The organism is Lachnoanaerobaculum sanguinis, from assembly GCF_033242365.1.
Classification (GTDB): Bacteria; Bacillota; Clostridia; order Lachnospirales; family Lachnospiraceae; genus Lachnoanaerobaculum; species Lachnoanaerobaculum sanguinis.
Genome location: NZ_BTHK01000002.1, coordinates 1 through 13,464, shown reverse-complemented (window position 1 = coordinate 13,464; position 13,464 = coordinate 1). Strand labels below are relative to the sequence as shown.

General features: G+C 36.2%; 10 protein-coding genes. 1 reads left to right on the top strand and 9 read right to left on the bottom strand.

Annotation, left to right across the window (positions count from 1 at the left end):
* From SBH76_RS01340 to SBH76_RS01315, 6 genes are all read right to left on the bottom strand, one after another.
* On the bottom strand, positions 1-1,137 hold the full coding sequence (locus tag SBH76_RS01340; protein WP_317976511.1) for a restriction endonuclease subunit S: 1,137 nt from the start codon (positions 1,135-1,137) through the stop codon (positions 1-3).
* Positions 1,124-2,731, bottom strand: coding sequence for a class I SAM-dependent DNA methyltransferase (locus SBH76_RS01335; RefSeq protein ID WP_317976510.1), 1,608 nt, complete (start codon positions 2,729-2,731; stop codon positions 1,124-1,126). The genes SBH76_RS01340 and SBH76_RS01335 overlap by 14 nt, the downstream gene beginning before the upstream one ends.
* A 183-nt stretch (positions 2,732-2,914) precedes the next feature.
* Positions 2,915-4,213: a DUF6688 domain-containing protein gene (locus SBH76_RS01330; protein WP_432706859.1), complete on the bottom strand. Its 1,299-nt coding sequence runs from the start codon at positions 4,211-4,213 to the stop codon at positions 2,915-2,917.
* Between the two features lie 46 nt (positions 4,214-4,259).
* The gene (gene mnmA / locus SBH76_RS01325; protein ID WP_317976508.1) at positions 4,260-5,351 is read right to left on the bottom strand and encodes a tRNA 2-thiouridine(34) synthase MnmA; all 1,092 of its coding nucleotides are present in this window, start codon (positions 5,349-5,351) and stop codon (positions 4,260-4,262) included.
* A 69-nt stretch (positions 5,352-5,420) separates the two neighbouring features.
* Positions 5,421-5,900, bottom strand: a complete 480-nt coding sequence (locus tag SBH76_RS01320; RefSeq protein WP_317976507.1) for a hypothetical protein — start codon at positions 5,898-5,900, stop codon at positions 5,421-5,423.
* Positions 5,885-6,919, bottom strand: a complete 1,035-nt coding sequence (locus SBH76_RS01315; RefSeq protein WP_317976506.1) for a hypothetical protein — start codon at positions 6,917-6,919, stop codon at positions 5,885-5,887. The genes SBH76_RS01320 and SBH76_RS01315 overlap by 16 nt, the downstream gene beginning before the upstream one ends.
* Positions 6,920-7,123: 204 nt before the next feature.
* Between SBH76_RS01315 and SBH76_RS01310 the strand changes: the two genes are divergently transcribed.
* A complete protein-coding gene (locus SBH76_RS01310; protein ID WP_317976505.1) occupies positions 7,124-8,257 on the top strand; it encodes a cysteine desulfurase family protein in 1,134 nt (377 codons plus the stop codon).
* Positions 8,258-8,315: 58 nt separating this feature from the next.
* Here the strand turns inward: SBH76_RS01310 and SBH76_RS01305 are convergent, their stop codons facing one another.
* Genes SBH76_RS01305 through SBH76_RS01295 form a run of 3 tightly spaced genes read right to left on the bottom strand, consistent with a single transcriptional unit; the run spans position 8,316 to position 13,137 of the window.
* A complete protein-coding gene (locus SBH76_RS01305) occupies positions 8,316-10,088 on the bottom strand; it encodes a bifunctional homocysteine S-methyltransferase/methylenetetrahydrofolate reductase (protein ID WP_317976504.1) in 1,773 nt (590 codons plus the stop codon).
* A 6-nt stretch (positions 10,089-10,094) separates the two neighbouring features.
* Positions 10,095-12,461 carry a homocysteine S-methyltransferase family protein gene (locus tag SBH76_RS01300; RefSeq protein ID WP_317976503.1) on the bottom strand — a complete coding sequence of 789 codons (2,367 nt, stop codon included), beginning with the start codon at positions 12,459-12,461 and terminating at the stop codon, positions 10,095-10,097.
* Positions 12,454-13,137 (bottom strand): vitamin B12 dependent-methionine synthase activation domain-containing protein, encoded by a 684-nt coding sequence (locus SBH76_RS01295; protein ID WP_317976502.1) that lies wholly within the window; start codon positions 13,135-13,137, stop codon positions 12,454-12,456. Before SBH76_RS01295 ends, SBH76_RS01300 begins: the two co-directional genes overlap by 8 nt.
* Positions 13,138-13,464 lie beyond the last annotated feature (327 nt).

Here is a 13,464-nt window from a genome sequence, read left to right as displayed (position 1 = left end):
CTACACCTTTGTTTTCCTTCCTTCTTCAATAGATCCCTTAATTAAAATAGGACAAATATCTTTTATTTGCGCTTTAAGCTTTGCGTTGATTTCTTTTCTTTCTTTATAAACTTTATAAATATCTACTATCGCTTTTTGAGTTGTTAAAGATGGTATTGGTATTTTTACATTTTTCATATCTTCAAAAGAAAAATTCTCTCTCGCTGATCCCCATGAGTGAAACCTTGCATATCTATCGAACTCCTGTCTCGATAACCACATTGCTAAATACTCTGGTAACAGTCTTCTTCTATCTACACTAAATACTTCATAAATTGGTGATACGACTAAATCTTGTTTAAACGTATTTAATGCAAACGCCAACACTTTCCACGTATCAGTTGTAGGTACAAATGAAAAATCTCCATGATTAACTATTTTATAATTACCCAATTCATCTCTGTTTACACGGCTTTGTGGTTCACGAAACTCTTTTTTAGTACTTAAGCCCATAACAAAATCAATAGTCTTATTATTGTTCCGTTCATTCTTTTGTATAATGTAATTTCCAATTGCCTCACTAATCATCTCTCTTCTCAAATCCTCTATATAAGCATCACATACAAGTTTCAAATCTTCCAATCCACGCTCATAGCTTTGTTGATTTGATAGCATGGCATTGTAGACATCAACATATTTTTGCTGTGTTTCAATATCCGGTAATGTAAAATCTACTAATTGTATGTCTTCCCAGTTAAAGAATTCCGTAGAACTTCCCCACGAATTGGTTATGACAAATCTATCAAACTCAGGTCGATTAAAAAACATATATAGCCATCTGGAGCTTAATGCATTTTTACATTCATCACGAACGCAAAACACAACATAGTCTTCTGTGCATATAACCGGTTGTTCTCCATCGTTATATGCAATACTAAATTTAGATCCATTTCTTGAAGTTCTATGATTAAAAACAAAATCTCCCGGATAAACAATTTGAAATTTACTTAAATCTCGACCATTTAGATCTGCCTTTGTTGGCATCATCTGCTTTTGATTGTTAACACCTCTAACATCATCCATTCCAAATAATAGATCTGTGTTTATATTTGAGCGCAGTTCTAAAAATATTCCAAGTTTATATTTAGTCAATCCCATAACCAATTCCCCTAAATGCATCTTCCAGCATCTGCTGCGATTGCTTTTCTTGCTTCATTATTTCTTTCATCTCTGCTTGAATGCGCATCATTTCCTTCTCGTAATCAATCTCTAAATCATGGTCAATGAACTCAATATATTTACTTGGTGTAAGTGCCCATCCTTTTTCTTCAATCTCACTGATTCCAACACTGCGGTAAAGTTCAGGCTCTTCGTATTTTGTACCATTTGTACCTTCACACTGCCAGGTATGATAGATATCAGCTGCACGCTCGATTTGTTCACTAACCAAGCGAACCTTCTTTTTATTCTCCCCCTTAACAGCATTTTCACTCCACTGGCGTAAATCCATAAACAGGATTTCATGCTCACGATTACGGAGATTTCTACCGTGATATTTTCCGCCTTTTTTGTTCTGATTCAAAATCCAAAGTGTTACACTGATGTCTGTAGTTATAAATAATTCTCTGGGAAGAACGACAATAGCTTCAATCTTATCATTCTGTATCAATCTTTTACGAATTTCCAATGTATCGCTATCATTCAATGCGCCATTCGCAAGCAGAAAACCTGCCACACCATCGGAAGTCTTTAAGTGAGAGAGAATATGCAAAATCCAAGCATAGTTTGCATTGCTTTCCGGAGGTGTAACATAATCTGCCCATCTCTGATCAGTCTTTAAATTTTCATCATACCAGCCCTTCAGGTTGAAAGGCGGATTTGCCATGATGTAATTGAAAGACAATCCTTTATGTAAATCATGCGTAAAGGATGAGTCACTTTCTCCACCAAGATTATGACTGATACCACGTAGTGCCAGATTCATTTTAGCAAGACGATATGTTGCAGGTTCCTTTTCCTGTCCATAGATATTAATGCTGTTAAGGTTTCCTTGTTTTGATTTTACCAGTTCTGCACTCTGAATGAACATACCACCGGAACCGCAAGCAGGGTCATAAAGAGTACCTTCAAAAGGCTCAATCATAGCTGCTATAAGTTGAACTACGTCATGAGGGGTATAGAACTCACCTTCTTCCTTCGTTGCATTTACTGCAAACTCCTTAAGGAAATATTCGTATACGTATCCAATCAAATCCTTTTCAGCTCCAAATGCCTTATGACTGATTTTATTTACCTCATCAACAATCTTTTTAATATCATTAGGCGCTAAATTTCTGGTAGTAAATGTACCCTTGATAAAGCAGCCTTTAAGCTGAGTATCTTCCTCTTCAAGCCTTGCCAGCGCCGTATCCAGTGCAACATTAAGTTTTGGTGCAGGGGTATTGATGATTGTTGACCATCTCGCTTCCAAGGGAATGTTATATGTTCCATCTGCAAAAGTAGCATCATCAAAAAATGCAGCCCTGATATTTTCATCATCCGGGTCAAGTCCTTGCTCAATCAGAGTTTTACGAAGAGCTTCTATACCATCTTCATATTTTTCTCCGATAAATCTCAAGAATACAAGAGTGAGCATCATGTCTCTCTTTTCAAAAAACGAACCTGAATTACGTGCAGCACGCAAATAATCTCTACAATTAAATAGAATATTATCTATATTTAACGTTTTCTCATCAGTTTTCTTTTTAGCCATTGTTTTACTTATCCTTTCAATATCAGTGACATAAAATAATTATAGCATAATTTATAATTTGTTATATCTTCATCTTTTGAAACTTTTTTATGTATTTGATATTCACTTCAACAAAGAAAAAACGGCATAACATACAATATTATGTATATTATGCCAAATTACTAATATTTAAAATCATATAAATCAGAGCTTTATCAAGTTAAATCTCCATATATTATTTTTCCCCATATACTGGGTCGCTATTCTGTTTTCCGGATGTACATCGCTCATATATATTACCGCTAAGAATATCCATTCTAAGGGCTTCATCATGATATATATAATATCTGCAATCCATTTACTCTTTATAAGCCTTGCAATAGGGAAGCCGTAGCGATCATATATTCCTCTTACAAGTTTGTGGAAGCATGGAGTTTTCTCCTCTAAAATCTGTTCAAAGGCATTGGCTATACAGAGTTGTCTGTTTACTATAACCTCATGACCATGACGGATTCCTTTTCTTACAGGCTTTACAATCTTTTTATGCCCTCCTGCCGCTACGGTGCAAAGGTAATGCTCATCATATTCGATATTTTGAGGTGCTTCCTTTAGTGACAATGTCCAATCTGCAGTTTCGGTCCATGCTTTTATAACAGAATCAGGTGCCTGACCGAAAAGCAGCAGTATTCCTATTATTATTCCAAGTAAAGGAAACATAAAGATAATTGCATATATAGGCCAAAGTTTTGAGTTTGACAGTATTTTATCTGCAAAATTTAAAAGCGGATTGCATTGTATTTTTGTTCTCTCCATTTCATATTCCTGCCATTCATGAACCTTTGAAATCACTGTTCTTGCAACAATGCAGATAATACAAATAGGGTAAACAAGCAGATACAAATCAAGCAAATTGTCACCCGATAAATCACCTTTAAAAACCTGTACTGTAAAAACAATAACTTCAATTACCCAAAGATACATTGCAGACATTGAAATAATCGCCATCAAAGGTGGTATTTTCTTTAATGGCCTAACTCTCAGATACAAGTACCCCGCAATACCTATTATAAAAATAAAAGTAATTGTGGGGGCCGCTTCTGAAAAAATCGGTGTATGCATTTCCAGATTCTTTAGCTGTACACTCCAGTCAGAATCTGTGACATATTTTCCTTCTGTAAGGTACAAGAATTCCAATATCAAGCCATACCATATAGCCACCTGATCAAATCTGATAAAAGGTTTTAAAAGATGCTTATTTGCCTCCAGATATAAAAGTATAATATGATACCCCGTCAAAACTATCGGGTACACCAATATTATAGATACAAAGAAACTCCACATAATTAAGCCCGGTATAAATTCCTGTAAACTAAGCCTATTTAAACCATAGACATATGATCTTAAAGACTCCGCCAACTGATACATTACAAAAAGTATCATTGCGATTATGTAACTTATACCCATGCTTGATATTAACGAAATTCTAAAAAGATATTTTTTCATCTATCTACAACCTTTCTGTTATTACAGCTTATATAGTACCTTGTAATTAATCGCATCTTCCTATAATTGTTCCTCCACCAAGCACAAGTCCGCTCTCATCATATAAGACTACCGCCTGCCCGGGTGTGATAGCTCTTACCTTTTCATCAAAGTCTATTCTTATCCTGTCTTCTCCAAGCACCTTGACTGTACAGTGTTCGCCCTTATGTGAATATCTTATTTTTCCTATAGCTCTCATGCCGTCAAAAAAGCTTTCCACCGCCATTGCATTAAGATTATTTGCCTCCAGACTGTATCCGAAAACATCATCATTTTCACCTATTACAACTTCATTTGTTTCAGGTCTTATCTCGGTAACAAATATGGGATGCCCCAGCGCTATACCAAGTCCTTTTCTCTGCCCGATGGTATAATGCAGTATTCCCTTATGCTTCCCAAGTATCTCTCCGTCCGCAGTTACAAAATTTCCCTCAGGCATTTTTTTGCCTATTTCATTTTCTACAAATGAGGCGTAGTCATTATCTGAAACAAAGCATATCTCCTGACTGTCAGGCTTATTTGCCACTCTAAGATTAAACTTTTTTGCAATCTCTCTTATTTCATCTTTTTCATAATCTCCTACAGGCATCAATGTCTTTGAGAGCTGATCCTGAGTAAGATTATAAAGTGCATAGGTCTGATCCTTGGCACTTGTTTTGGACATTCTGAGTGCATATCTTCCATTTTCCAGCTTTTCTATTCTGGCATAATGACCTGTGGCAATATAATCAGCTCCAAGCATCATACTTCTCTCTAAAAGAGATTCCCATTTTACATATCTGTTGCAGGCAATACATGGATTGGGTGTCCTTGCCTGTACATATTCATTCACAAAATAATCTATTACCTTATCTTTGAATTCATCTCTGAAGTTCATCACATAATATGGTATGCCGATATCTCTTGCCACTCTTCTGGCATCATCCACAGCTGAAAGTCCGCAACAACCTCCGCTTCCTGACATATCCTCTTCATCTTCACTTTGCCATATCTGCATGGTCACACCTGTGACATCATATCCGGCTTCTTTTAAAAGATAGGCTGCCACTGAGGAGTCTACTCCACCGGACATACCTACCACTACTTTTTTCTTTTCCATATATTCTCCGATTTTTTAAATTCCATGACAGACAGTATATCATATACTTAATTGATTTGTATTAATATACTATAAAGTTTTCGGATCAAGACAATGCCAAATCTCTGACCATATTTCTTTTTCATATATCCTGTCAATATCTTCTTTTGTATATAAGTGATCTGCTGCGCCGGAGAAAATATCATCGGGAAACAGTTTAAAATATTCATGTAAAAAATTCAAATACATAAAAGCTCTGTCTCCGTAACCTTCAATATATATGTATCTGTAGTAATCCGTCTTTTGTCCTGAAGCATCTTCTACTGTATAATTTGAAAATCCATCTTTTATTATATGTACATACATAACTGCCCATGAAGAAGCGTCATCCAAATACCATCTTCCATCATCATCGTAACCGGGTTTATTTATGGAAAACGTATAATAATCACCATAATCACTCAAAAATTCATTGGTAAATCCTCGCGACATCAGTATGTTTACAATATCTTTTATATCTCTACAACAATTATCACCTTTTCTTCTTAATATTCCTACATCTCCTGCCATTCTACCGACTTAAAATTGCTCCTCTCTCTTTCTTTAAATATCCATTTTTCATTTTTATCTTTATTATTAAATATTTCATCAATCTGTGCTTTTGTAAAGAAACAGCCGTTATCAATATAGAAAATATCCTCCGGAAACTTATTTAAATAGTTATGTACTATTTCAAGCACCTGCATCTCTTTTCCGATAAGATCGGTAATCCTAAAATACGTTTCAAAGCTCATCTGCATTATTTCATCTGTAGGGATATCTGTCATCTGAGTGTTACAGTATATTTCAATCACCCTGTCATCGTCATAATAAAAATAATCGTCTCTATTAAATTTTGTATATAATATATTATAACTTTCTCTTTTAACAGTAACAGTATTTCTTCTATTCATTTTCCTCAATATTTGTGCCATTCTGTAAGGAATACCCTGCTTTGATTGAAGTCTTTTTCCGATTATTCTTCCCTCATATCTAAGTTCGACACCTTCTGTAATATTTTTAGAGTACAATGTCTTTAGCATACCTTTAGTAAAAGCCCCGATTGTCGTAAGACATATATTTATATAATAATCCATACTTCCTACGCTGTATGGTGATTTGTAAATCCAATTCTTATCAGGCTTTCCCTTATAAATACTGTCTATCATTGCTTTATTATAATATCTTCCATTGTCCACATAAAATATATCATTTGGATTCTCCTCTAAATATCTGTGCAACAATTCAAGAATAATCAGTTCTTTTCCATATATATTTGAAAAACGATAATATGTCTCAAGCCCCAGTTCCTTTGCTCTTTCGGTCGGTATTTCAAGATTCCTTTCATAACTGTACACCTCTATCATATGCTCCGCATCATTAAAGAACAAAATATCATTTTCCTCTTTCATATATGATATACTGTACACATATTTATCAAAAGAAAATCTCATGCTATAGCCCATATCCATAAGGATATGGCCCAATATATATGTTGTCTGCAACTTATTAACACCGGCTTTCCCCAGTATTCTACCTTCAAATCTCATAATCACCTCTATATCATTGCTCTAGAATCGGTATATCACCTCTTTTTAACTATAGGATTTTTATACAATACTCATATTATACTTGTCAATTCAAATTCAATCATTTACTATTTTATTGTTGATACTATTTATATTGTATGATGCGGATATAACCTTTTTTATAAAGGATTGCGTGCCATACTTTTGTAAAAAGAATGGAGTACTATGATATATATGGACAATGCCTCTACCACTGTTGTAGATAAAGAGGCTTTTGATATAGCGAAAAAATATTTATTTGAAAACTATGCAAATCCTTCATCAAGCTATTCTATGGCAAATTATGTAAAGGCTGATATGGAAGATGCCAGAGAAATGATAGCTGATTTGATCGGAGCAAGATATAATGAGATCTATTTTACCTCAGGCGGCAGTGAAGCAAACAACTGGGCAATACTAAAGGCTTGTGAACTTATGGAAAATAAGGGAAAGCATATCATCAGTTCAAAAATTGAACATCACTCTGTACTGCATACACTCTCTTATCTTGAAAAAAAAGGATATGAAGTCACTTATATAGGTACTGATGAAACAGGGCTTATTGATATAAATGAGCTTAAATCTGCTATCCGAGAGGATACAGTCCTTATAAGCATAATGTTTGCAAATAATGAAATAGGTACAATACAACCTGTTAAAGAAATCGGAAAGATTGCCCGTGAGTATAGTATTTTATTTCACACTGATGCGGTACAGGCTGTAGGACATCTTGCCATTGATGTTAATGAGCTTAATATTGATTTACTCAGTGCAAGCGGACATAAATTTCACTCTCCCAAGGGAGTAGGCTTCTTATACATACGAAGCGGTATCAAGCTTACTTCATTGATACATGGCGGCAGTCAGGAAAGAAATCGCAGAGCGGGTACACAAAATACATTCGGTATAATCGCTATGGCAAATGCTTTGAAAAATTCCTATGAAACTTTGGATAAAGACAGTTTATATGTAAAATCTCTAAGAGATAAGTTATTTTCTTTGATACTTGAAAATATAGAAGGCTCTCATATAAATGGGGATATAAATAACAGACTTTTTAACAATATAAATATCTACTTTGAAAATATAAGCGGTGAGCTGCTCTTGATTTTATTAAATCAAAACGGTGTATGTGCATCTCTTGGCTCAGCATGTACCACCGGCAGTATAGACCCTTCTCATGTAATTATGGCAATTTCAAATGATAAAAAAAGAGCCTCATCCTCCTTGCGACTTACATTAAGCAAGTACAATACGGAAGATGAGGTCAATAAAGCCTTTGAAATATTAAAAAAATGTATAGAAAAGCTTAGGATCTAAATTTTAAATGTATAATCCTGTGATTTGAACTCAACTCACAGGATTATACTGTAAAATATTATTTGTTTTCGCAAACCTCTTTTACTGTCTTTATAAGTTTTTCCATTAAATTTACCCTGTTTAAAACAGTTATAAGATAATATCCGTCCACCAGATCATAGATTTCATTTGCTATCTCTTTTGACATTGAAAGTGCGATTTCTTCCGCTTCTTCTCTTTCCTTGCCGATATACTTTTCCACTATATCATCGGTAATATATATGCCGTTTACTTCACTTTGCATATATCTCGCATTTCTCTCACTTACTATAGGAATAATTCCGCCCATTATCTTAACATCCAGATTTTCTCTGGCCTCTTTAAGATTATCAATGGCTCTCTGTGTCAAAACCGGCTGAGTAAAGAGTACCTTTACACCGTTTTCCTGTTTTCTTTTAGCTTTTCTAAGCTCTGCACTGAAGTTCTTGGCATTTACATTTAATGCACCGCAGATATTCATAGGACTTTCAAAAACTTCATCATTCAAAGATTTGATAAAGTTTGCAAACTTCACCGAATTAAACTCAAATACCGATCTTATCTCATCTCTTTGGGCGTTCGGTATCGGATCTCCTGTGATTACAAGTACATTGTCAACTCCCATTGCACTTGCACCAAGCAATAGGCCCTTAGCAGCATTTACATTTCTGTCTCTGCAAGTCATATGCGGAAGCACATCAAAGTCAAGTTCATTTCTTACTTTGCAAGCAAGCAAACAACTGTCCATTCTTGCTCTTGCTATAGGATTATCCGCTATAGTTACTATATCCGCACCTGCCGACTTTAATTTTGCCGCATTGTCAATAAACTTGGCAATATTGGTATCTATAGGCGAATCAAGCTCTACGGCTATAGGCTTTTGTCCGGATATAAGCTTTTGTTCAAATCTGTTTAATCTTATTTTCTGTGAAATATTCTTTTCTTTCTTTACGGATTTTCTCGGCTTTATAAGCATTCCGCTCATACTCTTTTTTAGAAGCTCTATATGTTTCGGAGTTGTTCCGCAACATCCTCCGACCACGTTTACACCCATATCAAGAATATCTTCTATCTGAGCCGCAAAATAATTTGCCAATGATCCGTAGTATATTTTATTGTCTCTTACTATAGGATATCCGGCATTCGGCATAGCTGCAAGGTATAATCCTTCAGTGTCCACATCCTTTAAAAGTTTTGCCATATGATTTGCACCGGAAACACAGTTAAGTCCCACTCCGTCAAAGAAACCGGACTCAGAGATTTCTTTAAACATTGTTTTATAATAATACCCTTCACTTGAATAACCGTCAGGCATTACTGCAAATGATGCTATTATAAAAGCTTCCGGTGATTTTTCCTTAATGTACTCACCTATGGATTTCAAACCGATGGTGCTGTTTCTTGTCTCGAAGTAAAAGTTATTTATCCCTTTTTCAAGGAAAATATCCGCAATGATCTTGTATTCCTCAAATGCCGCGCTGTTGCTGTCGGCATTTATTGACGCCATATCCGCAAATACATATGCTCTGGATTTTGCAACCTCAAGCGCTATGTCTATACCTGCAACTATTACTTTTTTTTGCAGCTCTCTGTCACCTGAAAATGCATCTATACCTGTGGAAAAGGTATTTGTGAGTATCGCCTTTGCTCCAGCTTCAATATATTCATTATGAATACCCTTTATAAGCTCAGGATTTTTTATATTTGCAAGTTCGCATCCGATACCGTCATCTGTAAGTTCATCATAGTATGTTCCCATTGCTCCGTCAAAGAGCAAAACATTATTCTTTAAATAATCTCTAATATTTTCCATAAATTATCATCCTAAAACTGTCTTTGCTATATCAACCGAACTTCTGGCATCAGGTGCATAGAAGTCCGCACCCATCTCGTCGGCATATTCTTTTGTAAGTACGGCACCACCTACCCACACTTTACAATCATTTGATACTTTTCTAATCTCTTCAATAGTCTTTTTCATTGCAGGCAATGTGGTAGTCATAAGAGCTGAAAGTCCTACAAGCTTTACATCCTCTCTTATTACTGTGTCCACAACCCTTTGAATATCCACATCTCTTCCGAGGTCAATCATTCTGTAACCGTAGTTCTCTAAGATTACCTTAACTATATTTTTTCCGATATCATGTATATCGCCTTTTACGGTACATACAACTATCTTACCCTTGCTTACATTGTGCTCACCCTTGTTTGCTATTCTTTCTTTGATAAGCTCAAAGGCGGAGCTTGCAGCATTGGCGGCATTGATAAGCTGTGGGAGGAATATCACCTGCTTTTCATATAAATCTCCCACCGTATCAAGTGCCGGTATAAGGTATTCATTTATTATTTCAAGCTCTCCGTGATCCTCCAAAAGCTTCTTTGCATTATTATAAGTCTCTTCCTTAAGTCCTTTTAATATTGCATCCTGCACAACTTCTTTTGTAACTTCACCATTGTCCGATACCGCTACCACCTTGGTTTCAGCCTTTACAGTCGCAAATCTCTCAATATATTTTACAGAATCCTTATCCTCGCCTGAAAGCACCTTGAATGAATATATTGCATTCATAATGCCTTCAATATTCGGATTTACTATGGGCAGATCAAGTCCTGCATACATTGCCTGTATAAGGAAATTCTCTGTGATATGACTTCTTGCAGGAAGTCCGAAAGAAATATTGCTGACACCAAGAGTGGTATGTAAGCCAAGCTCCTTTGTAACTCTTCTTACAGCCTCAAGCGTCTCTTTTGCCTGATCCTGCTGTGCCGAAACTGTAAGTGTAAGGCAATCAATAATAACATCCTCTTTCTTTAAGCCGTATTCAAGTGCCTTATCAAGTATATGCTTTGCATTGTCAAATCTTTCCTGTGCTGTTGTAGGTATACCGTTCTCATTTAAAGCCAGTCCTATAACCGCCGCACCGTATTTTTTTACGATAGGAAGTATGAGATCAAGTCTATCATCTTCGGCATTTACAGAGTTTACTATAGCTCTACCGTTGTATACACGAAGTCCGGCTTCTATTGCCTCAGGATTTGATGAATCTATCTGCAAAGGAATATTAACTACAGACTGTACCGCCTTTACGGCCTCTATCATAAGTGCAACTTCATCACCGCCCGGAACACCTACATTTATATCAAGTATATCAGCACCCGATTCCTCTTCCTCTATTGCAACCTTGCATATATACTCCATCTCATGGTTTAAGAGTGCTTCCTGGAATCTTTTCTTTCCGGTAGGGTTTAATCTCTCACCTACAACTCTTACACCGTTCAGCTCCACCATCTCATTTCCGGAGCATATACCTGTCTTTGCCTTTGCCGGCTTTATCTCGGAAAACTCTCTGTTTTCAAACTCCGCTTTTAACTCGCTGATAAATTCCGGTGATGTACCGCAACATCCTCCTGCGTACTCTATTCCTATTTCTCCAAATTCCGCCATCAGCTTTGCAAAATCGGTTGCAAGCAGATCGTATTCACCTGTTGAAGGATTTGGAAGTCCTGCATTAGGCTTTATTATAATAGGCAGATTAGTCCATTCTTTAAGCTTTTTTGCAAGCGGCAGTATTTCCTTCGGTCCAAGAGAGCAGTTAAAACCTATCGCATCCACTCCAAGTCCCTCAAGTGTTACCGCCATAGATTCTATCTTTGTTCCGGTAAAAGTTCTTCCTGTGGTTTCATATGTCATTGTGACCCATACAGGGAGCTTTGTATTTTCTTTTGCCGCAAGTACACCCGCTCTTACATCATAAAGATCTGTAAATGTCTCAAATATGATAGCATCGGCCCCGTATTTTTCACCTGCAACTACCATTTCTTTATAAATTTCGTAGGCGTCCTCAAATCTCAATACGCCAAGCGGCTCCAAAAGCTCACCTATAGGTCCGATATCAAGAGCTATCTTTACATCCCTTTTACTCTCCGCTATTGCTTCCTTTGCGGATTTAATTGCAGTCTTTACGGCCGTATCCACATCTATCTTGCAACCTTCAAGCTTATGTGCATTTGCTCCGAATGTATTTGTATATATTACATTACTTCCTGATTCTATATATTTTAAATGTATATTTTTTACTATATCCGGATTGTCAAACCCGAAAACCTCAGGATGTTCTCCGGCCTTCATTCCGGCAGCCTGAAGCATTGTTCCCATTGCACCGTCAAGTATCAATAATTTATGCATAACATCTGACTCCTATCTTTCTATATCTGCAGGATTTTAAAAGATTACATCCTGCGCAGGTCTTTTTAAGCGTCTCCAGTTTTTGATCGCTGACTCCGATTATGGCGGTTACCGACTTTCTCGGTAACATTATTCCGCTGTCGCTGACATTTACTCCTATTCTTCTTGTCGCATTGACCACATTTACAAACTGTCTCTGTATGGTTATAGGCAGATCACCATATCCCGGTGAAAATCTGAATGTCAGATAATTGTTTTCCTTTAAATACTGCTCTCTAAAGCCTGCTTCTATGCTGTCACAAACAGCTTCTATAAGTGTCGAACCGCATGAGTCCATAATAAGTGCATTTGCTACATTCTTAAGTTCTTCTTTTCTTATGGCATTGTCAACTCCGACTCCTATTGTTGCCGCCATCAAAATAAGCTTATGACAATCTTTTATATGCTTTTTGATACTGTTTCCCACAAAAAAATCAAGCTCCGCCGGAAATTCTCCCTTGTTTTCAAGATCCCATTCTCTGAAAACAAAGTTCGGCTTTGCCATGGCATTTATTTTATCCATGCACTCGAGCACCTGTGCATGCAGGTTTTCATCTATTTCTTTACCGTTGTGCTGAAGATACCTAAGTACCTCCGACTCATCATCCGGTGTAAGTTTTACATCTATATTAAACATTTCTCTACTTCCTAACATATATATTAAAAGTCTGTCGACTTGTTTCGTTTTACTATAGTAAGATAATTTATAAAAAAAGTAAAGTTTTACATTATACATATATCTTATAACCTGTTATGCATGATATATGGTGTATACTCTTTGATGTAAGAAAATTTTAAGTGGCATTTTTCTTTATATATGTTAGAATATCATACCTGACTTCCGTCGTTTCTCTCAAAACCTAGTACTCTAGGTATCCAAGAGCATGCAGTTTTGAAAGAAATTGTCGACTTCAGCTTTGGTTAAATAGAGGGCATCAAGGTTACTAAAACCAACCAGTTTTTT